Genomic DNA, 25,118 nt, shown 5'->3' on the forward strand with positions numbered 1-25,118 from the left:
GTGCGGTGCTGATTCAAGGAAGCTATTTTTCAATGTCCTGCGGGAGGAGAGGGAAGTGAGAGACCCCGCAGGCGAATCCGAGGAGGCTCTCATTCCTCCCCGCGGAAAGCAAGTGCTCGCAGCCGAAATCAACGGCTTCATTTATAATCTAACATCAATCTATGGGAAAACAGCCGTACCTTTAACGCAACAGTTTCAAAATAACTCCTTTCAGGTGATGACGATGAACGAGGGAATTCCGGAAAAAGTTATTATTGTCGAGGGAAAGTCAGATAAAACGAAGGTTAAAAACATTATAAGAGAACCAGTAGAGATTATCTGCACAAATGGAACAATTAGCATTACTAAACTGGATGAATTAATTGACACACTGTTTGATAAGGATGTATATATATTGGTGGATGCCGATTCAGCAGGTGAAAAGCTTAGAAAACAGTTTAAAAGGGAATTTCCAGAGGCAGAGCATCTATACATCGATAGAATGTACAGAGAAGTAGCGACAGCACCGGAACATCATTTGGCTACAGTGCTGCTTGGAGCTAATATTGACGTTTATACACAATATTTAGATAGATAAAGTAAGGATGATAAAATGCAGGAATGGTCGCAGCTGGAGATTGAGGAAACGGTTAACGGGCAAGAAACGGTCCTTGTCTATTTGTACACGCCTATGTGCGGTACCTGTCAGATGGCTGGTAAGATGCTGACAGTTACAGAACAATTGCTGCCTGATCAAAAGATTGGGAAAGCGGACTTAAATTATATGCCAAATTTGGCTGAACAATGGGGAGTGGAAAGCGTACCTTGTCTCCTTATCTTTAAAGAAGGAGTTTTACAGGAAAAATTATATGCATTCCGATCAGTTCCCTATTTGCTGGATAGAATCAGAAGCATTAATTGAGAAAAACCAGGAGCAGAGCTGCCTGGTTTTTTGCATGGTTAAAAAACATTGAAATCCGCCTTTTCAATATTCAAAATATATTTACAAACCCTTTCCGAAAGAGTATGATACTTAGGGAATCGAAATAATTAAACAGTGCAGGAAGGGATCCGGATGGCATTTTACAAGGAGTGGGCTGGCCAATTTAAAGGCTATAACCGCAATATCAAATTGGCCTTTATGGCGAATATCCTAACACAAATAGGTTTTGGGATATTCATGGTAATCTATAATTTCTACATAAGGGAGCTCGGCTACACCGAAAGTGTTAATGGGCAAATCATATCCATGACTGCTCTCGCCACAGCACTAATTCTTGTGCCGGCAGGGATCGCCAGCGACCGATTTGGCAGAAAAAGTGCGATGCTGCTTGGGGCTGTTGCCACGGGTGTCGTTATGCTTTTCAGAAGTATGGTTGAAATGCAGGAACTTCTGATATTATTTGCTTTTTTTACAGGGCTGACAACAGCATTTCTGCAAGTATCCGGCATACCATGGCTGGCTGAGAATTCAAAGGCTGACCAAAGGGTTCATTTATTCAGCATCCATTTTGCCATTATGACGGCTGCAAATGTAATCGGAAACTTAAGCGGAGGCATCTTAACGGATGTATTTTCTATATTTGTGGATCAGCTCACCAGCATCCGCATTACCCTTCTGATTGCAAGTGTTTTCTTCATAGCGGGCCTTGTTCCTATCTTGCGTTTCACAGAAGCTCCGAAAAATAAAAACGATGTAAGAGGATTAAGAGAGTTTTCGTTCAAAAAGCTTTCCCCTAAAAATGAAGGCGTCAAAATTATCGCCATGTTTGCCTTTGCGCAGCTGCTGATAGGAATTGGCGCAGGACTGGTTATCCCTTATCTAAATTTATACTTCGCAGACCGTTTTGAAGCTTCCAATTCAGCCATTGGCATTATTATTTCATTAGGGCAGGCTGCCACCGCTTTTGCTATGATTATCGGCCCGGTTGTGGTAAGGAAGGTAGGAGAAGTAAAAGCAGTTGTAATCCTTCAGCTCATGTCACTTCCATTTCTGCTTTTAACTGCTTATACCGAGAATCTCTGGCTGGCTGCCATCGGCTTTTTGTTCCGGCAGGCATTAATGAATGCAGGAAACCCTATACAAATGTCTCTGATGATGTCTAAGGTAAATGATTCGATGAAAGGACTGGCAAACTCCGTCAATCAGATGGTTTTCAATTTAGGATGGGCTGTAATGGGACCTATTTCAACGGGAATCGTCATGAGATATGGTGAATATTGGGGATATGCACTCGTATTCACCATTACAGCTTCATTATATTTGATTGGCTCTCTCTATTTTTTCATTGTTTTCAGAGGCTATAATAAGACAAAAACTGCTGCGTCTTCTGTAAAAATAGTATAATCTGACATATTTCTCGGGAAATGAAAGGACAATGCCTAATAAACGGGCATTGTCTTTCTGGTTCTATCAGGTTTAATAACTTTGACTTTGAGAACTGTCCAGCTCCAGAAGCCGGGTGGGCAAGGCGCTTCCGCTTTTCTAATCTTGTCGAAAGAAAATTAAAGGATTGAAGCCCTTTATTACTGAATATTAAAGATAATAAACCCATTAAAAGAGGTGAGGCCGTGAAGGATTTACCTGATGTATTTATCCGGGAATTAAAGGCTAAAGGGCATCTTGGATACTTTTTAAGAAAATCAAATTTCTCTTTGCATATTAAGGCGGGAAATATAAGCATTCCTCTGATGGTTTCGAATGGGGAAATCCGGAAGGCAAGTCACACCAGCCATTTTGATGTGGAGATATTGGGGACTGAGGAAGCTGTGCTGTCACTGATTTCAGGGGAGTTAAAGTTAAGGGATGCACTTTCCCAAAATAAAGTAATGATGGAAACCACCTTCAGAAAAAAATTGTTTCTCGAGTCTTTTTTCTGTTTGGGAAAAATTTCATATCATAATGCTTGACCGTTTTTTAAATAGTATGATAATATCGTTTTAATATGAATTAACTGAATATTCTTATCAAGAGAGGCGGAGGGACTGGCCCAGCGAAGCCCGGCAACCGGTAAAGTACACGGTGCTAAATCCAGCAGAGCGGGATGCTCTGGAAGATAAGGAGAGACGATACGGCCCTCTTCTTATGAAGAGGTTTTTTTAATATTATCTTTATTTTAATCTTTTAAAATGGATAACTGTTTAGCTTCAGGCGCCTTGCGCTTTTCTTAGTTCTTCGATAAGAAATACTAAAATTTTTATAGAGGAGAGAAAGCAATGACTGACAAACAAAAAAATTACCGTTTTGAAACCATTGGAGTGCATGGGGGACTGAAGCCTGACCCTGTAACTGGTGCAAGGGCGTTACCGATTTACCAGAATAATGCTTACCAGTTCAAGAATACAGATCACGCTGCAGATCTCTTTGCCCTTAGAGAGCCAGGATATATATATAGCAGGATACATAACCCTACTGTAAGTGTATTTGAGGAAAGAGTGGCCTTGCTCGAGGGAGGAGTTGGTGCATTGGCTCTTGCAAGCGGACAGTCTGCCATTACTCTTGCCATATTAAACATAGCTGAAGCAGGCGATGAAATAGTTGCTGCGTCCAATTTATATGGCGGCACTTATAATTTGTTTGCAGTCACACTTCCCAAGTATGGGATTAAAGTGAAACTGGTCGATCCAAAAGATCCGGAAAATTTCCGTAACGCGATTTCGGATAAAACAAAGGCCATCTTTGCGGAAACGATTGGAAACCCCAGCTTAAAAATCCTGGATATTGAAAAGGTCGCAGCAATTGCACACGAGAATGGTGTGCCGCTGATTGTCGATAACACCTTTGCTACACCTTATCTTTGCAGGCCTATCGAACATGGTGCTGATATTGTTATACACTCTGCGACTAAATGGCTGCTCGGCAATGGAACAACAATGGGAGGAATTATTGTAGACGGCGGAAAATTTGACTGGAATTCCCCTAAGTTCCCGGGCTTTACAGAACCGGATCCGAGCTACCATGATATTGTCTATAGCGAAGCAATTGGCGAGGCGGCTTATATTATTAAAGCACGCGTTCAGCTGTTAAGAGACCTGGGGCCAGCGATGAGTGCGCAAAGTGCATTTCAATTTGCGTTGGGGCTTGAGACTTTGCATGTGAGAATGAAGGAGCACATTGCCAATACAAAAAAAGTAGTGGAATATCTGGAGGCGCATCCAGCCGTTAATTGGGTGCTTTATCCAGGGCTTGAAAGCCATCCGGACAAAGAGTTGGCAGATAAATATTTGCCTAAAGGAGCAGGCGCTGTGGCTGTGTTTGGTATATCAGGCGGAAGAGAAGCTGGAGCCAAGCTAATCAATAATCTGCAGCTCTGGGCACACGTAGCAAATGTAGGGGACGCAAAGAGTCTGATTATCCACCCTGCAAGTACCACTCACCAGCAGCTGGATAAAGAAGGTTTAAAAGCTGCCGGAGTGGCGGAAGATCTAATTCGGATTTCTATCGGGATCGAGAATGCGGAAGATTTGATTGAGGATCTGGAACAGGCGATTGAAGAAGCTTCAGGCATCACATCGCTTGCTGCAAAAGCATAAAGGAAAATTTACCATTCATTTTTTTCCGAAAGTTTAAAATTTCATCGTTGACACCTTTTTAGTGGCTATGATACGATAGCAAACGTAATTAAAAAACTGCTTAAATTACTTAAAGTATTAATTGAATATAGAACGTTACGCTCTTATCAAGAGAGGTGGAGGGAAGTGCCCTATGAAGCCCGGCAACCGTCAATTATTTGAAATGGTGCCAATTCACTCAAAGCATAGCTTTGACAGATGAGAGAAAGGACTTAATTTTTTAATGCCTTTCTGCTCATGTGCAGAAAGGCATTTTTGCTTTTAGCGCATGAACTCCATTAAGGAGTAAAAAATAGAGGAATATGAGCAGTCTATTAATTATAATCTGTATTTTTCGATTAAAGAGGTGACATTTCACGTTGATTTCTATAAAAGATGTACAGAAGATTTTTCCTTCAAAAAAGGGACAGGTAAAAGCAGTTGATGATGTAAACCTGGAGGTGAAAGAGGGAGAAATTTTCGGAGTTATCGGATATAGCGGTGCAGGTAAAAGTACCTTGATCCGCATGCTGAATGGGTTAGAGCTTCCTACCCAGGGCAGTGTAACAGTTGCAGGCAATGAAGTTTCAAAGATAAAGGGAAGCAAGCTAAGAAAAGCGCGTCAGGAAATCAGCATGATCTTCCAGCATTTCAACCTTTTATGGTCAAGAACGGTAAGGGAGAATATCGCATTTCCGCTTGAAATCGCTGGTGTTTCCCGGCAGGAAAGGCTGAAAAGGGTAGACGAGCTCATTAAACTCGTTGGTCTTGAAGGAAGAGAAGATGCTTATCCTTCCCAGCTTAGCGGCGGCCAAAAGCAAAGAGTTGGAATTGCGAGAGCCCTTGCCAACAATCCGAAAGTGCTGCTTTGTGATGAGGCGACATCTGCACTTGATCCGCAGACTACAGACTCCATTTTGGAGCTGCTTGTTGATATCAATGAGCGTCTGGGCTTAACAATTGTCCTAATTACACATGAAATGCACGTTATCCGTAAAATCTGCCATCAGGTTGCGGTTATGGAGGGAGGCCGAATTGTTGAAATCGGGCCAGTATTGGATGTGTTTAGGAATCCTAAAGTTGCGATTACAAAGCGTTTTGTACAGCAGGTAACAGAGCCTGAAGAAACTAAGGAAACGATTGATCACCTGGTCGATTTGTATCCAGAAGGAAAAGTAGTGCAATTAGGATTTGTCGGTGAATCAGCTGAACAGCCATTGATTACAAACCTGATCCGGAATTTCCAGGTAACCGTAAATATCCTTCAAGGAAAGATTTCACAAACACAGAATGGTTCTTACGGTACTTTATTCATCCATGTTGATGGAGAGGCAGAGGAAGTGGCAAAAGCCATCGAATTTATTCACTCTCAGCAGGTGGGCGTGGAGGTGATTTCCAATGCTTAACGAATGGTTTCCAAATGTACAATGGGATTCCATGTGGGAAGCTACAATGGAAACTCTATATATGACAGCCATTTCTGTTCTCGCAACCTTTATTTTGGGAGCAGTTCTGGGACTGCTGCTCTTTTTGACCTCGAAGGGAAATGTTTGGGAAAATGCAGCAATCAATAAAATTATTTCTGCTTTCGTAAATATATTCCGTTCGATTCCGTTTATTATTCTGATCGTGTTATTGATTCCATTTACAAAGTTTCTTCTTGGAACAATGATCGGGGAAGATGCAGCACTGCCTGCGTTAATTATTGGTGCTGCCCCGTTTTATGCCCGTATGGTTGAAATCGGCTTGAGGGAAATAGATAAAGGTGTAATTGAAGCGGCCAAGTCTATGGGCGCAAAAACAAGCACGATTATCTGGAAGGTTCTGCTTCCGGAATCAATGCCCGCTCTTGTTTCAGGAATTACTGTTACAGCCATCGCGCTGGTTGGCTACACAGCCATGGCCGGTGTTATCGGTGCTGGCGGACTTGGAAACCTTGCTTACCTGGAAGGATTCCAGAGGAGCCGCAGTGATGTGACGCTTATGGCGACTGTCATTATTCTAATCATCGTATTTATCATCCAGTTTATTGGAGATATCATAACAACAAAATTAGACAAACGTTAAGGAGAGATTAACATGAAAAAATGGTTATCACTTGCTCTTGCACTTGCAGTAGCACTTGTTCTTGCAGCTTGCGGAACTTCAGAAGAAGACGGCAATGCCGGTGAAGGCGGAGAAAGTAAAGAAAGCACAAAAATTACAGTAGGGGCTTCCAACGTACCTCACGCTGAAATTCTTGAAGAAGCAAAGCCATTACTTGAAGAAAAAGGCTTTGAACTTGATGTTGTGACATTCCAGGACTATGTATTGCCAAACCAGGCTCTTGAGACTAAGGAGCTGGATGCAAACTATTTCCAGCACATTCCTTACCTTGAGTCACAGAAAGCTGAACATGGATATGATTTTACAAATGCAGGCGGAATTCATATTGAGCCAATCGGAGTATATTCCCAAAAGTATAAGAGCCTTGATGAACTTCCTGAGGGTGCATCAATCATCATGAGCAACTCAGTAGCAGACCATGGCCGTATTCTCTCCATGCTTGAAGCAGAGGGACTTATTACTCTAAATGAAGATGTAGAAAAAACGGAAGCAACTCTAGAAGATATTAAAGACAATCCTAAAAAATTAAAGTTTGATACTGAATATGAAGCATCACTTCTTCCTCAAATCTACAATAATGGAGAAGGGGATGCAGTCCTGATCAACTCCAATTATGCAATTGATGCCGGATTGAATCCTCTTGAAGATTCAATTGCAATTGAAGACAAAGATTCACCATACGTTAATGTAATTGCAGTCCGTACAGGCGATGAAGAAAAAGAAGGAATTAAAGCTCTTGTAGAAGTGCTTCGTTCTAAAGAAATTCAGGATTTCATTCTTGAAAAATATGAAGGTGCCGTTGTACCGGTATCTGAGTAATAGTGGAAAAAAACAGGCGGCTAAAATCGCCTGTTTTTTAATTGCCCTTCCAGGCTCTGTCACCCGCATAGTTTGAAAAGTAATCAAACATACTAACCTTGATACTATTTCGAAATGGAGTGGAGCCGAATGGAACATTATCATGAACCTTCAAACTCAATAGAAGCAGCCCTTCATGACTATAAAGTTGGATTGGGTGTATTCACTGACAAAATGCCTGATTTAGCAGAGCATTATAATGCTTTTACAGAAGCCTGTTTTAAGGATGGGGTTTTATCCCAAAAGGAAAAGCAGCTGATTGCACTTGGAATCAGTTTATATTCTCAAGATGAATACTGCATTATTTATCATACGAAAGGATGCATCGATCAAGGAGCGTCAGAACAAGAAATTCTTGAGGCAGTTGGAGTTACAGCAGCTTTTGGCGGGGGGGCTGCAATGAGCCAGGCGGTTACGCTCGTCCAGGAGGCCATGACAGAATTAAATCAGCAAAATCACTGATAACCAGCTCCTGCTCAATAGCAGGAGTTTTATTTTATCATAATCATTTTTCAGAAAATTATTAAAACAACCATTAATCCAGAGGATATGGCCAGTATTTTAAGAATTCTCATTATGAAAGCGCTTCACGGGTTCTCATTCCTTATATTGCTAAAAAAATCAGGTTTTTTCCGCTTTGTGCTGGGTATATGGTGAGTGTTAAGATTTTAGATGTAAAACGAAATGCGAAAAGCATTAAAAACCGAAAGGATTGATTCATTATCAGTCAGTTACAGCTGAACTACACGAGTGAAATGGAAAAAGCTATGCAAGCTGCCCATGGAGTTGGATATGAAGTGTACAGCCGGAAACATGATATTCGAATGGAAGTTGAAAAAAGACGCGAGGAAGATTATCTTCAAAGCCAGCGCTTAGTTGCAGATCTTGAAAGAAAAATTCATTCCTAGGTTAAAGGTATATATAATAATGAAGAAAATAGAAACCAGTGCCAATTATGCACTGGTTTTCTTTTTTGCTATACATGAAATAACAGTCCCGGGAAAAAATAGATAGGACATGCCTGGTTCCCGGTTATTTTATACTTTGATGCCATTAACTTAATATGATAAAATCTATATTTACAGGCTTTCTAAACATTTTTGTTTGAAAAGTTTGTTAATGGTCTTAAAGAGTTGCTATCAAATTTGATTTGTTATAAGATTGTAATGAGAATAAAATGAGAATAGAGATTTGCGGCTGAAGGCCGATTTACAAATCTTCTTTTATTGACGGAGGTATATATTATGGCAGGATCAGTACTTACAATTAAAGACCTTCATGTTGCTATTGAGGGAAAAGAAATATTAAAAGGTGTAAACCTTGAAATCAAAGGCGGAGAAATTCACGCTATAATGGGGCCGAACGGTACAGGTAAATCAACTCTATCTTCTGCAATCATGGGCCATCCTAAGTATGAAGTAACACAGGGAAGCATCACCTTAGATGGTAAAGATGTTCTTGAAATGGAAGTTGACGAACGCGCACGTGCGGGCCTATTCCTTGCAATGCAATATCCAAGTGAAATCAGCGGCGTAACAAATGCCGATTTTTTACGTTCTGCAATTAACAGCCGTCTTGAGGAAGGCAATGAAATTTCTCTTATGAAATTCATCCGCAAAATGGACAGCAAGATGGAATTCCTTGAGATGGATCTTGATATGGCGCAGCGTTATTTAAATGAAGGCTTCTCAGGCGGTGAAAAGAAGCGCAATGAAATTCTTCAATTAATGATGCTTGAGCCTAAAATGGCGATTCTTGATGAAATTGATTCCGGACTGGATATCGATGCATTAAAGGTTGTTTCTAAAGGAATCAATGAAATGCGCGGCGAAGAGTTTGGCTGCCTAATCATCACACACTATCAGCGCCTTCTAAACTACATCACTCCTGACCATGTTCACGTAATGATGCAGGGACGCGTTGTAAAATCTGGCGGTCCAGAGCTTGCACAGCGCTTAGAAGCAGAAGGATATGACTGGATTAAAAAAGAATTGGGCATTGAAGACGAAACAGTTGGGCAAGAAGCGTAAGCGTTAGGGGGATCACTATGACAACGGAAATAAAATTACCATTTGATAAGGAATATGTTAGTTCCTTTTCAAAAGATATGGGCGAGCCGGCATGGCTGACAGAACTCCGTCTAAATGCGCTTGCAAACGCGGAAAACCTGCCAATGCCAAAGCCTGATAAAACTAAGATAGATAAATGGAACTTTACACAGTTTGAAAAGCATATCGTCGGAAGCGAAGATTTTTCTTCACTGAACGACCTTCCTGAGGATGTCAGAAATCTGATTGACACAGAAGCCGGCGATCAAAACCTATACATTCAGCGTAATAATAGACCAACTCATTTGGCTGTTTCTAAAGAATTACAGGAAAAAGGTGTTATTTTCACAGATATCTTTACGGCAGCAAGAGAACATAGCGACCTTCTTCAGAAGTATTTCATGAAGGACGGCGTCAAAACGGATGAACACCGTTTAACTGCCTTGCACGCAGCTCTTTTAAACGGCGGAGCGTTCTTGTATATTCCGAAAAACGTGGAAGTTTCGGCGCCTATTCAGGCTGTATATATTCATGATGATAAAGAAGCCAACCTTTTCAACCACGTGTTGGTTGTAGCTGATGATAACAGCTCTGTGACGTATGTAGAAAACTATGTATCAACTGTCGAAGAAGCAAACGGAATCTTCAATATCGTTACTGAAGTGATAGCGAATGCAAATTCAAGAGTTCAATATGGTGCAGTTGACACACTTGCAAAAGGCACTACAGCTTATGTGAATCGCCGTGGTGTTGCAGGACGCGATGCACGCATTGAATGGGCTCTTGGCCTCATGAATGATGGCAACACAGTATCTGAAAACACAACCAATCTTATTGGAGACGGCTCTTTCGGAGACACAAAAACAGTTGTTGTAGGTCGCGGGGAACAGACTCAAAACTTTACAACGAAGGTTGTTCATTTCGGAAAGAATTCAGAAGGATACATCTTAAAGCATGGTGTTATGAAAGACTCTGCTTCTTCCATCTTTAATGGAATAGGCAAAATCGAGCATGGGGCTTCCAAGTCTAATGCAGAGCAGGAGTCACGTGTACTTATGCTAAGCGAAAAAGCGCGCGGAGATGCAAACCCTATTTTATTAATTGATGAAGATGATGTAACAGCAGGACACGCCGCTTCAGTTGGCCGTGTGGATCCATTGCAGCTTTACTATCTAATGAGCCGCGGTATATCCCAAAAAGAGGCAGAGCGTCTTGTTATTCACGGTTTCTTAGCGCCAGTTGTGAATGCTCTTCCTATCGAAGGTGTTAAAAAGCAGCTTACAGCCGTTATTGAAAGGAAAGTAAAATAATGAATGCCCGTGAGATTCGGCAAATGTTTCCCATTCTGGACCAGGAAGTCAATGGAAAGCCTCTTGTTTATTTAGACAGTTCCGCTACTTCCCAAAAACCTGTTCCGGTGATTGAAGCGCTTGACAAATACTACCGGGAATACAACTCGAATGTTCATAGAGGAGTCCATACCCTGGGTACTAGAGCGACTGATGGCTATGAAGGCGCCAGGGAAAAGGTGCGTAAATTCATTAACGCTAAATCCACTGAGGAAGTTATTTTTACAAGAGGTACAACAACTGCACTCAATACTGTTGCAGCAAGCTATGGGCGTGACAACCTGAAAGAAGGCGATGAGATTGTTATCTCTTATATGGAGCATCATAGCAACATCATTCCCTGGCAGCAGGTAGCAAAACAAACGGGTGCCACTTTAAAATACCTTCCTCTTCAGGAAGATGGAACAATATCGCTTGATGATGTTCGGGAAACTGTGACAAGCAATACGAAAATTGTGTCTATCATGCAAGTATCGAACGTTCTTGGTGTAATAAATCCAATCAAGGATATTGCGAAAATTGCCCATGAAAATGGAGCAATCATGGTTGTAGATGGTGCACAAAGTGCTCCACATTTGAAAGTTGATGTCCAGGACCTGGATTGTGATTTTCTTGCCTTTTCCGGCCATAAGATGTGCGGCCCTACAGGCATTGGTGTTCTGTATGGAAAGAAAAAGCATCTGGAAAAAATGGAGCCGATTGAGTTTGGCGGTGAAATGATTGACTTTGTAGGCCTTTATGAATCCACTTGGAAGGAGCTTCCCTGGAAATTCGAAGGCGGCACGCCAATCATTGCAGGTGCGATTGGATTAGGAGCAGCCATTGATTTCCTGGAGCAGATCGGCCTGAATGAAATTGAAGCTTATGAGCATAAACTGGCTGCATATGCCTTGGAAAAAATGTCTGCTATAGACGGAATGACCATATATGGTCCAAAAGAAGCGTCAAAGCGCGCCGGAGTAATTACTTTTAATATAAATGATGTCCACCCTCATGATGTGGCTACTGTATTGGATGCAGAAGGAATTGCAGTCCGGGCCGGCCACCATTGTGCACAGCCGCTGATGAAGTGGCTCAAGGTGTCGGCAACTGCACGTGCAAGCTTCTATCTGTACAATACGGAAGAAGATATTGATAAGCTTGTTTCAGGGCTTGTCAAAACAAAGGAGTATTTCAGCGATGTCTTCTAAAAATTTAGATACCCTTTACCGCCAGGTTATTATGGATCATTATAAAAACCCTCGTAATAAAGGGGTACTTGAAGATGACAGCCTAACGATCAATATGAATAACCCTACTTGCGGAGACCGCATTCAATTGACGCTGAAGCTTGAAGATGGCAAAGTGGCAGATGCGAAGTTTGAAGGCGAAGGATGTTCCATTTCCATGTCCTCGGCTTCCATGATGACTCAAGCCATCAAGGGCAAAAATATTGAAGAAGCATTAAAGCTTTCCAAAGTTTTCTCAGACATGATGCTGGGAAAAGAATATGATGAAGACGATCTGGACCTTGGCGATATTGAAGCTCTTCAGGGAGTTTCCCAATTCCCTGCCAGAATCAAATGTGCTACATTGGCATGGAAAGCAATGGAAAAAGGCGTTAGCACGGAGAAAGAAGAACAGGAATAAATCAATCAAACGTTTGATTAAGAATTTTTCATCTGCCTTGTGTGCTAAAATAAAAGAAAATGATGGGGTGTGAAGACCCTTTCTCATACGAATGGAGGAATACGACGATGGCAAAAAAAATGCCTGAGATCGGCGATTACAAGTATGGTTTTGCCGATAAAGACGTTTCCATTTTCCGATCAAAACGCGGTTTGACAAAAGAAATTGTTGAAGAGATTTCAAAATTGAAGGAAGAGCCACAATGGATGCTTGACTTCCGTTTAAAATCATTGGAGCATTTCTATAACATGCCTATGCCGCAATGGGGCGGAGATTTAGCGTCATTAAACTTTGATGAAATTACGTATTATGTAAAGCCTTCTGAAAAAACTGAACGTTCTTGGGATGAAGTTCCTGACGAAATTAAACAGACATTTGATAAACTGGGTATTCCTGAAGCAGAGCAGAAATATCTTGCTGGTGTTTCGGCTCAGTATGAATCAGAGGTTGTTTACCATAACATGCAGGAAGACCTTGAAGCGAAAGGAATTGTGTTCAAAGATACTGATTCCGCTCTTCGCGAAAATGAAGATATTTTCCGTGAGCACTGGGCAAAGGTTATCCCTCCAACAGACAACAAATTCGCTGCATTAAACTCAGCGGTTTGGTCTGGCGGATCGTTCATTTATGTTCCTAAAGGGGTTAAAGTTGATACGCCGCTGCAGGCATATTTCCGAATTAACTCTGAGAACATGGGGCAGTTTGAACGTACATTAATCATTGTTGATGAAGGCGCACATGTCCACTATGTAGAGGGCTGTACAGCACCTGTTTATACAACAAACTCACTTCACAGTGCGGTTGTTGAAATCATCATCAAAAAAGACGCATACTGCCGTTATACAACCATCCAGAACTGGGCGAACAATGTATTTAACCTGGTTACGAAGCGTGCTGTTTGTGAATCAAACGCAACAATGGAATGGATTGACGGAAACATCGGTTCAAAACTGACGATGAAATATCCGGCAGTTATTCTTAAAGGAGAAGGCGCACGCGGCATGACCCTTTCCATTGCATTAGCAGGTAAGGGGCAGCACCAGGATGCAGGTGCAAAAATGATTCATCTTGCACCAAACACTTCTTCAACAATCGTATCGAAATCGATTTCCAAGCAAGGCGGTAAAGTAACATACCGCGGAATCGTTCACTTCGGCCGCAAAGCGGAAGGTGCACGTGCCAACATCGAGTGTGATACGTTAATCATGGATAACCAGTCAACTTCGGATACGATTCCTTACAATGAAATCCTGAACGACAACATCTCTCTTGAGCATGAGGCGAAGGTTTCAAAAGTATCAGAAGAACAGTTATTCTATCTTATGAGCCGTGGAATTTCAGAGGAAGAAGCAACAGAAATGATCGTAATGGGCTTCATCGAGCCGTTTACGAAAGAACTTCCAATGGAATACGCAGTAGAAATGAACCGCCTGATCAAATTTGAAATGGAAGGTTCCATCGGTTAAAGTTTGAAAAGCCTTGGCATATAAGGAATATGCTAAGGCTTTTTTTTTGAAATTTAGTGGGAGCCAATATCAAAGTAAAAAATGTTTGCCGGGAACAAAAGCAACATTTTGGTCAGTTTCATTTTTCACTTTGATTTATGTGATATTGCAGCACACATTCATCGAGATGATGCTCATAGAACCTATTATGATCTTTGGATTTGAACAATTGAATACTGAACCATTATAAAAATTTGAAAGATGTCTTTTTTATATTAGGGACATCTTTTTTTTATTAAAAAAGGGCCAGTTTGTTAAGTAAAAGACTTACAGCCTTTGCCTTAATGTTAAAGATATCGAGAAAAAGATATTGCTGCTATGTGCTGCACATCCTTATTCTTTATTAAAATTTTTTATTAATATGATCAAAAAACTTGTATTGTTTAAATTTCAGAATACTAATACTATTGTGTCTAGTGGTTGGTAAATTGAATGATGAGTTTTATCAAGTATTAAAAGGAGGCTTTAAATGAAAGGTTTAAAAAAGAGAAAACGGGGTTTATCAGCTTTTTTGATGATTTTATTTTTACTGGGAACAATATTCCCTCTAGAAGGATATGCGGTTCAAAATAAGGTACCGAATCCAAACCCATTAAATGAAAAGGTGGACCCAAAGGTAATAAAAGCTTTTGAAAAAAACAGGTACACTAATGTGATTGTAGAATTGAAAAACCAGGCGGATGTTGGACAAATCGCTAATCAAGCTCGGGAAGAGGCTAAGAAAGTGAAGGCTAGCCGCTATCAAGAGAAACTCCGCGTCCGTTCTGCTGTTGTGTCAGGACTGCAAACGAACGCTGAACAAACACAGTATCATATTAAGAATTTTATCCTTCAAAAGAAAGCTGAAGGCAAACTGAAGGATGAACAATATTACTACATCGTAAATGCTGTTTCATTTACATCCACAAAAGACGTTTTGCAGGAAATAGCAGCCTTTCCGGAAATCAACCATATTTACCTAAACGAAAGGCACGCTTTGCCTAAACCAAAGGCACCCGGAGTCCAAAAATTAACAAGTGAGCTACCTTGGAACCTGGAAAAAATTCAGGCAAAAAAGGCATGGGAAAATGGGTTGGATGGTTCAGGGGTCGTGGTCGCAACACTTGATACGGGGGTGGACGTAAACCATCCCTCGCTTAAGAATCAATACAGAGGACTCAGTGCGGATGGCACCTTTACACACACCTTCAATTGGCTGGACTTGGTGGGAGATAGTCCTGCTCCAGTTGATTCACATGGACATGGAACACATGTGACAGGCACAATGGTGGGCTATGATCCTGAAGCGGGCACACATATCGGAGTGGCACCAGGGGCAAGCTGGATTGCAGTTCGCGCATTTTCAGAAGACGGCGCTCTGGATACAGACTTGTTAAAAGCAGGGGAATGGCTTCTCGCTCCACTGGATGATAAGGGAATTCCTCATCCTGAGATGGCACCGGACATTATTAACAACTCATGGAGTAGCAGTTCTACCTTAAATGAATGGTTTAGATCAATCGTTAAGGCATGGGCGGCAGCCGACATTACACCTGTTTTTGCCGCAGGAAATCATAGCCCTTCGACGCCGGTTGGGCCAGGTTCAATAACCAATCCAGCTAATTATCCTGAAACCATTGCAGCTGGCTCAACGGATTCATCCAGCCGAATCTCATGGTTTTCTTTAAGGGGACCTTCTCCTTATGGCGGCAGTGAGATAAAGCCGGATTTGGTTGCACCTGGGGAAGAAATTCTTTCAACCCTCCCGAATAACGAATACGGGATGTCATCGGGGACCTCCATGGCCGCACCACATGTTTCAGGCGCCATTGCCATTCTAAAGCAAATGCAGCCAAACATGCCGATCGATAAGATAAAAGAATCCTTGTATGCCGGATTGATTCCGCTATCCGATTTAAACTATTCATCTTCCCCAAATGATGCCTATGGGAGAGGGTTACTTGACCTAACTGGTATGGTTAAGAGCGGTTCTAATGGGGTAGGCACTCTAGCAGGGAAAGTAGGTTATATAGCTGCCGATAAAAAGAAACCATTAGCAAGCCATGAACCACTTCCCTATGCTTATGCTAATGCACCTCTAAAACTCTCTGTACAAGCCTCTGACGATTTTGCAGTTTCCACGGTGGAACTTCATTATCAAGTTGACAGAGCACCAGGAAAAATATTAAATGGCACACTTTTTAAAGGAAACTTTAAAAGCGGTTTCTATTCAAGTGAAATTCCTCTAGAACAAGTAAGGGGGAAAGAAATTACGTATTACTGGAAAATTACGGACTATGCAGGAAACAGTTCGAAAACTGTCCCAGTTCGCCTGCCACTGAAGAAAGGGCTGTCGGTCGGGTATGCTACAGACTTTGAAAAAATACCTGTAGGTTGGTACAGTACAGGTAGAAGCAGTTCGTGGAATTGGGGGAAGATTATGACGCCCGTCCTGAAGGCGCCTTCTGGAAACAATGTGTACGCCACCTCGATTCCTGACTGGAGAGACAGCATTGATTTTTTCTGGAGTTATTACAATAATGAGGAATCCATGCTAACTATGCCTCCGATCCAAGTCAAGAAAGGAGAAGCGGTATTCCTTAACTTTAAACAGACCTTTGGATTTCCAACTTTTGTAGGGTGGAATGATTATGGCCAAGTGCTCGTTTCGGAAGACATGAAGAACTGGCATGTTGCTAAAACAAACGAAGGGCATTTAGAGGCAAAGTGGGAAGACGTTTCTGTCGACTTGTCTTCCTTCTCAGGAAAAACGGTTTATGTAGCTTATCGTTTCCATTCCGACAGTACGGAAACAAATTTAGGGTGGTACTTGGATGATGTTTCCATAAAGGACAAGCCTTCCGGCACTGTATATCAACCCTCCCAATCAACGACTGCATTTGAACCATTAGGGGAGACTGCAAGGCTACAAGCCACCCATAAAAAACAAGTTCTCGTCCCACTTAGCGCGCAAATACAGATTGTTGAAAATGGAAGGCTTTTAACGACCGATCCAACGGATGGAAGCTTTAGCATGAAACTGCCAGCAGATGAATACCACCTGCTAGCTGAGTCCTATGGCTTTAAGCAAAAGATTCAAACGGCGAGAGTAACAAAAGATGAATCGACCAATGCAGCTATACAGTTATCCCCCTTAGATAAAGGCGTCGTCCATGGAACCGTCAAGAGCAGCAAATCCAAAAAAACGATAAAGGGAGCAACGGTGAAACTCATTGAAGACGCCGCAGTCGCCCCGATAAAAACAGGTGCAGACGGGAAATATTCGCTTAACCCTTTTGAAGGAACATATACGCTTGAAGTAAGTGCACCCTATTTTCATACCTACCGGGAACAGATTGAAATTAAGGGCAATTCCATCCGTGCAATTGACATACATTTAAAACCATATATAGGTACAGAAGGTGAAATCAGCTATGATGATGGCTCGGCTGAAAGTGTCTTGCTGGTCTCTGGAACTGACGAGATCGCAGTAAAAATGTCATTGAAGGATGGACAGGAACAAGCATTGCTGACCGCCGGACTGTTTTATATCGACCCCCGCTGGTATAGCCCAGGCGGTGAAAGTTTTCAAGTTGATGTATATGATGCAACTGGACATGAAGGAGGGCCTGGAAAGAAATTAACGGAATCAATTCCTGCAAAATCGGATATCGTTCCTGGCTGGGTGAAAGTAGATCTTAGTCCTTACTCTATTTACGTACCGAAGGAGTATTTCCTTGTATTCAGCGTTCAAGCTCCAGATCCATATGTGCCGGCCCTTGGATTCGATTACAGCCCTTTCTCAGACAGATTTTGGAGGTTTTACAAAGGCACATGGATGAAAGTAGACGATGGATCGGTGATTGGACCATTTGATCTTGATGCAAAGAATCCGATGATTCGCTCTGTCGTTTCATATGAAATGAAATAAAAATCTAAAACGCCCGATTCCGGTCTGCCGGTATTGGGCGTTTTATTATTAAATTGAACCATGGGCTACGCCTGCTTGGTTTTTTTTCATTCAGGAATTTTAGATAGTCATTTTTTATTATTCATTTAAATACTTAATCGATTTGATTAAAAATCCAGTATTGTTAATATTTCAGAATACTTATACCATTTGGTCTAGTAGTTTTAAATTTCAAGGAGGGATTTCACATACGCTCAGTTAAGATCAAAAATGTATAATAGAGGTTTTGGGAAAAATTTTCAATAGTATATTATATGGCTTTTTCTTTAATATGGATTTATAGATATCTAAGGGGTAGGTGTGGAATATTGGAATTAAGACAATTAGAACATTTCATGGCTCTTTGTGAAGAAATGCATTTTACAAAGACTGCAGAAAAACTAAGGATTGGGCAACCTACTTTAAGCTACCAAATGAAAGCTTTAGAAGATGAACTAGATGTTCGTTTATTTGATCGTTTAGGAAAGAAAATAGCAATTACAGAGTCTGGTAAAATCCTTCTTGAACACTGTAAAATGGTATTCGCTAATTTAGAAAGTGCTAAAGAACAAATAGAAGAGCTTCAAAATGTTAAAAGAGGAAAACTAGTAATTGGAACCCTTTCAGGAGATTTAAATCAAATTGCATCCACGGTATTGGTGGAATTTCATTCTATTTTTCCGGATGTCCAAATACAGATTTTCTCTCTAGATGATGTGGTTGAAAATGTTATACAAAATAAAGTTGATTTAGCCTTGACACTATTGCCAGAAAAAGATGAAAGGTTAACAAATATTTCATTATACGAAGAAGAATTTCTCTTAGCCGTACAAAGGAATCACGTTTGGTCAAATAGAAATTCGATAGATTTAAAAGAGATTCAGTGCATACCCTTAATATTAAATCCTATAGGCCACTGTTTTAGACGATCACTTGATGCAGCCTGCATTACATCAGGAATTCAAATTAGGCCAATCATAGAATTAACTGATTCAATATCAATATTGAATCTAGTGAAGAAAGGGATAGGAGCAACTATAATATCTAATACACTTTTTTCTCTTGAAAATGAAGGTGAATTGAAGGCGTTACAGATTATGAATCCAACTATTATTAGGGAAGTCACCATTGTACACCATAAACAAAAACACATAGGTACTGCTGCAAAAGGCTTTATTGAATTATTGATTTCATATGTGAATAGAAATAAATTAGGTGCCTATAGTGTAAGAAAATTAACCTCGTCTTAGGGCTTTTTCACTTGTTTAGCTTACCTATTAGTAAGTAAAGCAATTTTGGATTTAAATACTTTTCAGGTACTTTTTATTAGATTGCGATGCGCAAAAAATCTTAAAAAACTAGAGAAAAATACTACTAAAGCTTTTGAAAATCAAGACTTTAAAAGTCTTTTATAACAATTTTATTCTTTATTTAAAGACTAAATTAAGTTAAATGGAAGGTTTCACGGGTTAATAGATATTTACGATAAACCGTTTACCAGTCATGGTAAGCGGGTTTTTATATTGGGAGGATGGTTTAGAATCACGTAAAATTTTTTGCTGATAAAGGTAGAATCTTTTAAAAATTTTATGCATGCAGGAATTTTCATAATTAGAACAATTGAAGTTGCTGTTATATCAAAAAATTTGATGATATTTCGCTAATAATGAGGTTACATTTGGAAAATTGAATGTAAAATTGTTAAAGTTGATTATATATAGCTTAATAAGCCCTATATACACTTTTTATAGATGGTCTCCATGCCCTAAAGTGGGGCTTTTATCGAAAATTCCCTGCTTAAGAGGTGTTTTTATATAAATATTAAATTTTACCTTCTTAAAAAGAAAAAAACGGAGGTGTTTTAATGATTATCATAGGCGTAACAGGCTGGGGCGACCATGATAGCCTTTATGCTGGCAATATTTCGCCGAGAGATAAATTAAAGGAGTATGCCGGCCATTTTCCGACTGTGGAGGTGGACTCTGCTTTTTATGCGGTGCAGCCAAAGCGCAACTCTTCCAAATGGGTAAAGGACACGCCTGAATCTTTTCAATTCATAGTCAAAGCCTACCAGGGCATGACCGGCCATCAGAGAGGCGAAATCCCCTTTGAAAGCAAAGAAGAAATGTTTGAAGCTTTCAAAGACTCATTGGAGCCTTATATCGAATCGGGAAAACTGGCTATGGTGCTGTTTCAATTTCCGCCATGGTTTGACTGCAAAAAAGCCAATGTCGACTATCTTCGCTGGTGCAAAGAGCAGATGGCAGATATCCCATGTGCCCTGGAATTCAGGCATCAATCATGGTTTCGGCCGGAGTTCAAGGAAAGTACATTAAGGTTTATGAGAGAAGAAGGCTGGATTCACAGCATCTGTGACGAGCCGCAAGCCGGTGAGGGTTCAGTTCCAACTGTCCTGGAAACAACCAGTCCTGATAAGGTGCTTGTTCGGTTTCATGGCCGTAATTTTCATGGCTGGCAGAAGAAGAATGGAGACAACTGGCGCGAGGTCCGCTATCTTTACCGCTATAACGAAAAAGAACTGGCTGAATGGGCAGAACATCTAAAACAGCTTGAGAAAAATTGTAAAACTGTATTCGTCGTCTTCAATAACAACTCTGGCGGTGACGCGGCAGACAACGCTAAACAAATGATCGAAATGCTGAATATCGAATACCAGCAGCTCGCTCCCAGACAGCTTGATTTATTTTAAGCGGTGCCAGGCACCTATACCACTTCAGCTAACTGGTATAGGTGCCTGGCACTTTCACCCTTTTCCTTGTCCGCACATATTGTGTAAGGGAAAAGGAAAGGAGTGGCGGCAAGTATGATTGATTTAAAACCGATTGATATAGATGGCCATACTTTTTTGAGTGTATCGGTGCAATTGCCGAAGACCAATCTGCTGGCGGTAACGAATGATAAGGGGTATATCATGTGTGGCGCCCTTGATGTAGGATTACTGAATGAGAAGCTTAAGGACCGCAAGGTAATTGCCGGCAGGGCGGTCGGCGTAAAAACCATAGAGCAGCTGTTAAATGCCCCCCTTGAATCTGTCACTTATGAAGCAGAGGAACTGGGCATAGTTAAAGGGACTATTGGAAGAGAAGCACTTTTAAAAATGATCTAAAGGCATGCCTTAATAGGGCTGTCTTTTTTATTAGGTCATATACGAACCTTCGTCGCACATAAATTTTTATCTGCACGTAAAAACGGGTTATCCGCACATAAAATACATATTTGAGGAAAATAGCTCCCCGGAATGAAGACAGGCACCCTAAAGTTATCCTTAAAAACGGCATAAGAATCAATTTTCATAAAAACTGTGAGAACTTCCGCCAATGCAGGAATTTTGTCGTATAATGTAAATAAAACCAAATTATACCCGAAATAAAAAGTAGCACTGAAAAAAGGATATGGGAGATACATATGAGATTAGCAGCAACCAATACAATTGAGACTGGCAGCGTTTTGGCCAAGGCTATATATAATGACAAGGGTCAGGTCCTCTTGCATGAAGGTGTGGAGCTGGCTGATAAATTGATACATAAATTGCAGGAAATGGGTATTACTTATGTGTATATAAGGGATTGGCGCACTGAGGATATCCAATATAGGGACCCTCTGACTGCCAAAATGCGCACAAAGGCTATCGAAACCATAGAATCGGTTCTGAAGGAAGTAGAAGCAAATAAAGATTTATCAGGCTCTTTAGTGATTGAGAAAGCCTCTAAACGGCTATCAGGGCTAATTCGTCAGCTAATCGGTGAAATAAGGGGAAATAGAGAGCTGCTTTCGATTCTATCAGATGTTTATACATATGACCACTATATTTTCACACACTCCCTGAATGTAACCCTTTATTCTCTGGCAATCGGGATGAAGCTACAGCTCCTGCCAAAGGAACTTGAAATCCTGGGGCTAGGTGCTATTCTCCATGATGTAGGTAAAATGAAGGTGCCAGCAGATATTCTTTTGAAACCGGGTAAATTGACAGCTGAAGAATTTGAATCAATAAAGAAGCATCCTGAAGATGGATTTAATATATTAAGAAAAGTAGAGACGATTCCGCTCCTTGTTGCACATTGTGCCTTTCAGCATCATGAGCGTTTGAATGGCTCCGGCTACCCGCGCGGCCTTGAGGGAGACGAGATACATGATTTCGGCAAGATTATTGCGATTGCAGATGTGTTTGATGCAGTAACATCTAATCGCATTTACAGACAGGCTATGCTCCCGCATGAAGGCCTGGAGATTTTGTATGCAGGGGCAGAAAAGTTATTTGATAAGAGGATAATAGAAGTTTTTCGTCAAGCGGTCGCGGTATATCCTGTGGGTGTTACAGTCGAGCTGAATGATGGCAGGAAAGGTGTTGTCTGCCGGCAGAACACGGGTCTGAGTGATAGGCCTGTCATCCGCGTACTTGAAGAAAAGGGCAGGAATGTGGAGCCGTATGAAGCAGATTTGAGGATTGAATTGAATTCTGTCATTATAGGCTGCGATACGACTTTTGTACAACAATAAACTATTTTGGATTTTTGAGCCTAGTTCCCTCCTTTACAGCATACATATAGCTTGTAAAGGGGGGATTTGTTTTGGCAAAATTTCGAGGCCGGCTGCCCCGGAAAGGTCCTCTGCCATTTCGCTATGTATTTCTGTTGACCTTTATATTTTTCGTCATCTCAACTGCTGCCGGCCTATGGATTATCAACGAAGGGCTTAAGCCCACTCTCATGAGCTATGCCGATTCACAGACAAGGAAAATCGCATCATTGGTGATAAACAATGCGATTAATAAAAAAATTACCAATGTGATGGATTTGGAAGATATGTTTGAAGCAAGTGAAAGCGGGGTTGTCAGCATAAACGTAGAAAAGCTGAACAGGGTCAAAGCGGAAGTAACCGAACTTGTTCAGGATAATATTAAGAAAGCGGAAAAGGGCGATTTGGATGCATTGGAGTCCTTTACAGATGTGGAAATTACTACGGAACAAATGCAGAATACAAATGGAATAGTTTATTACGTGCCGCTTGGCCAGGCAACCAATAATGCGCTTCTCGGAAACCTGGGTCCCCGGATACCGGTTAAATTTAATGCAGTTGGTTCTGTTACCTCCAACTTTATAACGGAAACAAAGGATCACGGCATTAATAATGTTGAAGTGAAGGTACTGGTCCGTCTGGATGTGCAGGTTCAAATCATTATACCTTTTGCCACCAAGATTATCACTGTACAGGAGGATGTACTGGCCGCTTATGGCATTTATCCGGGAAAAGTCCCGCAATTTTACAATGGCGGAGGGGGCACCTCGCCTTCAATAGAAATACCGGCCGGCCAATAACACTTGCAAAAAGATTAGTATTTTGATAAAATTTCAATATAATTTCATAAAAACCTTATCATATCCGATGGGGTAGAGGCGCAAGATTTAAGAGTACGCTGTGCGAGGATGACAACTAGGACCGCAGCCGAAAGGGAATGTTGCCGAAGCATGATTAGTGAGTCAGAACTAATCTTGCTGGGGTTACTTCGAATAGGAGTAACACTGTCATTATGAGGGGAAAGTATGAATATACTTTGTCAAAGCCTTCATAATGGGGAGCTACAGATCGTGATGGAGAAACTAATTACTTCAAAAGAGTAATGATAGATTTTTCTCTATCGTTACTCTTTTTTTATTTTGACTCTGTCATCATCCTTGTTGTTCCCCTAAGAAAAGCTACTGGCGCCCGCTTATCAGAGCCTGTAGCTGGACACCAATCAAATTTCAGAGGAGGACAAGTAATGGCAAACACGATTTTCTCCCTTCTGCCGCCTTTGGTAGCAATCGCCATGGTTATCCTGACCCGGCGCGTATTGCTGTCATTGGGAGTGGGGATCGTAACAGCCGCACTATTGCTGGCTGAATTCAGCATCACAGAAACATTCAGCATCATTTGGGATGCTGTAAAAGGAATTTTTGTTTCAGACGGAGAGCTGAACACCTGGAATGTATATATTATTTTATTCTTGCTTGTATTAGGAGTTATTACTGCATTTATATCTATTTCAGGCGGAAGCCGCGCTTTTGGAGAATGGGCGATGAAGCGGGTCAAGACCCGTGCAGGCGCACAGATTGTCGGAGCTGTTTTAGGTATTATCATATTCATTGACGACTATTTCAATGCTCTGGCTGTCGGCCAGATATCACGTCCGATTACAGACCGCCAGCGTGTATCCCGTGCGAAACTTGCCTATTTGATTGATTCCACATCAGCACCTGTTTGTGTGGTTTCACCGGTATCAAGCTGGGGAGCATACATTATTGCGCTGATTGGAACTATCCTTGCTGCCCATAATGTTACCGAGTATTCAGCTTTCTCGGCATTTATTCAGATGATTCCAATGAATCTTTATGTATGGGCTACCCTCGCTATTGTGTTTATTGTTGCATTAAGAGGCCTTGAAATTGGACCAATGAAGGTTCATGAGAAGCGTGCAGTTGAAGAGGGGCTAGTAATGGATCCTGAGAAGCCGGCGCCTGGTGAACTGAAGGATGACCTTCCTACAAGTTCAAAAGGATCGGTCGGAGATCTTGTGTGGCCGATAATAGCACTTGTCATTGGTACAGTGGGCTCGATGTTTTGGACTGGGTCACAGGCGGTTGAAGGAAGTGCGACCATTTTACAAATATTTGAGAATACAGATGTCTCAAAATCTCTTATCCTTGGAGGCCTGGTGGGTCTATTGGTATCATTGGGACTATTCTTCCGACAAGCCTATGCTTTGAAAGGTGTTAACCCAAATGTTTTTGGTAAAGGGGTATGGGAAGGCATTAAGTCTATGCTTCCAGCTGTTTATATCTTGCTGTTTGCCTGGGCGATTGTTGATTTGATCGGCCGTCTGGAAACTGGAAAATATTTAGCCGGTCTTGTGGAAAGTTCAAATATGAGCACATCATGGCTTCCGCTTTTACTGGCCCCCACCCGCCGCCTACATCGCCCCCTCCCCGTCCACCCACACCCGCACCCTCCTGCAAATACCTGCCTCCCTCCCGACACCTGCGGCTCTTATGCTTTACGCCATCGCAACAAAGGTGCAACAAGGTCCGCATCAGAGGCTGCCACGCCCTTCCCTCCTCCTCTTCAT

The 25,118-nt window shown here is 41.4% G+C and carries 22 protein-coding genes and 3 riboswitches; all 22 genes read left to right on the plus strand.

The window, feature by feature from the left end; translation table 11 throughout:
• Window positions 1-223: 223 nt before the first annotated feature.
• Window positions 224-577 (plus strand): toprim domain-containing protein, encoded by a 354-nt coding sequence (locus ACEQ1T_RS23735; protein ID WP_034296067.1) that lies wholly within the window; start codon window positions 224-226, stop codon window positions 575-577.
• Between the two features lie 15 nt (window positions 578-592).
• Window positions 593-901 (plus strand): thioredoxin family protein, encoded by a 309-nt coding sequence (locus ACEQ1T_RS23740; protein WP_370225043.1) that lies wholly within the window; start codon window positions 593-595, stop codon window positions 899-901.
• 153 nt (window positions 902-1,054) lie between these two features.
• Complete coding sequence (locus tag ACEQ1T_RS23745) at window positions 1,055-2,326, plus strand: MFS transporter (protein ID WP_370225044.1); 1,272 nt, start codon at window positions 1,055-1,057, stop codon at window positions 2,324-2,326.
• Window positions 2,327-2,550: 224 nt separating this feature from the next.
• Window positions 2,551-2,889 (plus strand): hypothetical protein, encoded by a 339-nt coding sequence (locus tag ACEQ1T_RS23750; protein WP_370225045.1) that lies wholly within the window; start codon window positions 2,551-2,553, stop codon window positions 2,887-2,889.
• A 51-nt stretch (window positions 2,890-2,940) separates the two neighbouring features.
• Window positions 2,941-3,042, plus strand: a riboswitch (SAM riboswitch).
• A gap of 153 nt (window positions 3,043-3,195) precedes the next feature.
• Window positions 3,196-4,512, plus strand: coding sequence for an O-acetylhomoserine aminocarboxypropyltransferase/cysteine synthase family protein (locus ACEQ1T_RS23755; protein ID WP_370225046.1), 1,317 nt, complete (start codon window positions 3,196-3,198; stop codon window positions 4,510-4,512).
• A gap of 140 nt (window positions 4,513-4,652) precedes the next feature.
• A riboswitch (SAM riboswitch) is annotated at window positions 4,653-4,756 on the plus strand.
• Between the two features lie 154 nt (window positions 4,757-4,910).
• Window positions 4,911-5,936, plus strand: a complete 1,026-nt coding sequence (locus ACEQ1T_RS23760) for a methionine ABC transporter ATP-binding protein (RefSeq protein ID WP_370225047.1) — start codon at window positions 4,911-4,913, stop codon at window positions 5,934-5,936.
• The gene (locus ACEQ1T_RS23765) at window positions 5,929-6,597 is read left to right on the plus strand and encodes a methionine ABC transporter permease (protein WP_370225048.1); all 669 of its coding nucleotides are present in this window, start codon (window positions 5,929-5,931) and stop codon (window positions 6,595-6,597) included. Before ACEQ1T_RS23760 ends, ACEQ1T_RS23765 begins: the two co-directional genes overlap by 8 nt.
• Window positions 6,598-6,609: 12 nt before the next feature.
• Window positions 6,610-7,455 carry a MetQ/NlpA family ABC transporter substrate-binding protein gene (locus tag ACEQ1T_RS23770; protein WP_370225050.1) on the plus strand — a complete coding sequence of 282 codons (846 nt, stop codon included), beginning with the start codon at window positions 6,610-6,612 and terminating at the stop codon, window positions 7,453-7,455.
• Window positions 7,456-7,584: 129 nt separating this feature from the next.
• Entirely contained in the window at window positions 7,585-7,956 is a 372-nt protein-coding gene (locus ACEQ1T_RS23775) for a carboxymuconolactone decarboxylase family protein (protein ID WP_370225051.1), read from the plus strand.
• A gap of 293 nt (window positions 7,957-8,249) precedes the next feature.
• Window positions 8,250-8,402 carry a hypothetical protein gene (locus ACEQ1T_RS23780; protein WP_169799774.1) on the plus strand — a complete coding sequence of 51 codons (153 nt, stop codon included), beginning with the start codon at window positions 8,250-8,252 and terminating at the stop codon, window positions 8,400-8,402.
• Window positions 8,403-8,738: 336 nt separating this feature from the next.
• Complete coding sequence (gene sufC, locus ACEQ1T_RS23785) at window positions 8,739-9,524, plus strand: Fe-S cluster assembly ATPase SufC (protein ID WP_035329355.1); 786 nt, start codon at window positions 8,739-8,741, stop codon at window positions 9,522-9,524.
• Between the two features lie 17 nt (window positions 9,525-9,541).
• Window positions 9,542-10,852, plus strand: a complete 1,311-nt coding sequence (sufD, locus tag ACEQ1T_RS23790; protein WP_206840285.1) for a Fe-S cluster assembly protein SufD — start codon at window positions 9,542-9,544, stop codon at window positions 10,850-10,852.
• Window positions 10,852-12,081, plus strand: a complete 1,230-nt coding sequence (locus tag ACEQ1T_RS23795; protein WP_370225052.1) for a cysteine desulfurase — start codon at window positions 10,852-10,854, stop codon at window positions 12,079-12,081. The genes sufD and ACEQ1T_RS23795 overlap by 1 nt, the downstream gene beginning before the upstream one ends.
• Complete coding sequence (sufU, locus tag ACEQ1T_RS23800) at window positions 12,071-12,520, plus strand: Fe-S cluster assembly sulfur transfer protein SufU (RefSeq protein WP_009331729.1); 450 nt, start codon at window positions 12,071-12,073, stop codon at window positions 12,518-12,520. The genes ACEQ1T_RS23795 and sufU overlap by 11 nt, the downstream gene beginning before the upstream one ends.
• Window positions 12,521-12,627: 107 nt before the next feature.
• Complete coding sequence (gene sufB, locus ACEQ1T_RS23805; protein ID WP_206840289.1) at window positions 12,628-14,025, plus strand: Fe-S cluster assembly protein SufB; 1,398 nt, start codon at window positions 12,628-12,630, stop codon at window positions 14,023-14,025.
• Between the two features lie 508 nt (window positions 14,026-14,533).
• A complete protein-coding gene (locus ACEQ1T_RS23810; protein WP_370225054.1) occupies window positions 14,534-17,974 on the plus strand; it encodes a S8 family serine peptidase in 3,441 nt (1,146 codons plus the stop codon).
• A 347-nt stretch (window positions 17,975-18,321) separates the two neighbouring features.
• Complete coding sequence (locus ACEQ1T_RS23815; RefSeq protein ID WP_370225055.1) at window positions 18,322-19,242, plus strand: LysR family transcriptional regulator; 921 nt, start codon at window positions 18,322-18,324, stop codon at window positions 19,240-19,242.
• A gap of 614 nt (window positions 19,243-19,856) precedes the next feature.
• Entirely contained in the window at window positions 19,857-20,702 is an 846-nt protein-coding gene (locus ACEQ1T_RS23820; RefSeq protein ID WP_206840294.1) for a DUF72 domain-containing protein, read from the plus strand.
• 114 nt (window positions 20,703-20,816) lie between these two features.
• Window positions 20,817-21,119 carry a YunC family protein gene (locus tag ACEQ1T_RS23825; RefSeq protein WP_370225057.1) on the plus strand — a complete coding sequence of 101 codons (303 nt, stop codon included), beginning with the start codon at window positions 20,817-20,819 and terminating at the stop codon, window positions 21,117-21,119.
• A 299-nt stretch (window positions 21,120-21,418) separates the two neighbouring features.
• The gene (locus ACEQ1T_RS23830) at window positions 21,419-22,513 is read left to right on the plus strand and encodes an HD-GYP domain-containing protein (RefSeq protein ID WP_370225059.1); all 1,095 of its coding nucleotides are present in this window, start codon (window positions 21,419-21,421) and stop codon (window positions 22,511-22,513) included.
• Window positions 22,514-22,584: 71 nt separating this feature from the next.
• Window positions 22,585-23,331 (plus strand): sporulation protein YunB, encoded by a 747-nt coding sequence (yunB, locus tag ACEQ1T_RS23835; RefSeq protein WP_206840297.1) that lies wholly within the window; start codon window positions 22,585-22,587, stop codon window positions 23,329-23,331.
• A gap of 65 nt (window positions 23,332-23,396) precedes the next feature.
• Window positions 23,397-23,603: riboswitch (Lysine riboswitch) on the plus strand.
• Window positions 23,604-23,774: 171 nt separating this feature from the next.
• Window positions 23,775-25,118, plus strand: a 1,344-nt coding sequence (locus ACEQ1T_RS23840) for a Na+/H+ antiporter NhaC family protein (protein WP_370225060.1), incomplete at its 3' end; no start/stop codon positions are given.

It is taken from the genome of Cytobacillus sp., assembly GCF_964223445.1.
Lineage (GTDB): Bacteria > Bacillota > Bacilli > Bacillales > Cytobacillaceae > Cytobacillus.

Bases quoted from the DNA above. Each gene is read 5' to 3' on its own strand.
- ACEQ1T_RS23735 (WP_034296067.1), top strand. From the start codon at position 224: ATGAACGAGGGAATTCCGGAAAAAGTTATTATTGTCGAGGGAAAGTCA.
- ACEQ1T_RS23740 (WP_370225043.1), top strand. From the start codon at position 593: ATGCAGGAATGGTCGCAGCTGGAGATTGAGGAAACGGTTAACGGGCAA.
- ACEQ1T_RS23745 (WP_370225044.1), top strand. From the start codon at position 1,055: ATGGCATTTTACAAGGAGTGGGCTGGCCAATTTAAAGGCTATAACCGC.
- ACEQ1T_RS23755 (WP_370225046.1), top strand. From the start codon at position 3,196: ATGACTGACAAACAAAAAAATTACCGTTTTGAAACCATTGGAGTGCAT.
- ACEQ1T_RS23765 (WP_370225048.1), top strand. From the start codon at position 5,929: ATGCTTAACGAATGGTTTCCAAATGTACAATGGGATTCCATGTGGGAA.
- ACEQ1T_RS23770 (WP_370225050.1), top strand. From the start codon at position 6,610: ATGAAAAAATGGTTATCACTTGCTCTTGCACTTGCAGTAGCACTTGTT.
- ACEQ1T_RS23775 (WP_370225051.1), top strand. From the start codon at position 7,585: ATGGAACATTATCATGAACCTTCAAACTCAATAGAAGCAGCCCTTCAT.
- ACEQ1T_RS23780 (WP_169799774.1), top strand. From the start codon at position 8,250: ATGGAAAAAGCTATGCAAGCTGCCCATGGAGTTGGATATGAAGTGTAC.
- sufC (WP_035329355.1), top strand. From the start codon at position 8,739: ATGGCAGGATCAGTACTTACAATTAAAGACCTTCATGTTGCTATTGAG.
- sufD (WP_206840285.1), top strand. From the start codon at position 9,542: ATGACAACGGAAATAAAATTACCATTTGATAAGGAATATGTTAGTTCC.
- ACEQ1T_RS23795 (WP_370225052.1), top strand. From the start codon at position 10,852: ATGAATGCCCGTGAGATTCGGCAAATGTTTCCCATTCTGGACCAGGAA.
- sufU (WP_009331729.1), top strand. From the start codon at position 12,071: ATGTCTTCTAAAAATTTAGATACCCTTTACCGCCAGGTTATTATGGAT.
- sufB (WP_206840289.1), top strand. From the start codon at position 12,628: ATGGCAAAAAAAATGCCTGAGATCGGCGATTACAAGTATGGTTTTGCC.
- ACEQ1T_RS23810 (WP_370225054.1), top strand. From the start codon at position 14,534: ATGAAAGGTTTAAAAAAGAGAAAACGGGGTTTATCAGCTTTTTTGATG.
- ACEQ1T_RS23820 (WP_206840294.1), top strand. From the start codon at position 19,857: ATGATTATCATAGGCGTAACAGGCTGGGGCGACCATGATAGCCTTTAT.
- ACEQ1T_RS23825 (WP_370225057.1), top strand. From the start codon at position 20,817: ATGATTGATTTAAAACCGATTGATATAGATGGCCATACTTTTTTGAGT.
- ACEQ1T_RS23830 (WP_370225059.1), top strand. From the start codon at position 21,419: ATGAGATTAGCAGCAACCAATACAATTGAGACTGGCAGCGTTTTGGCC.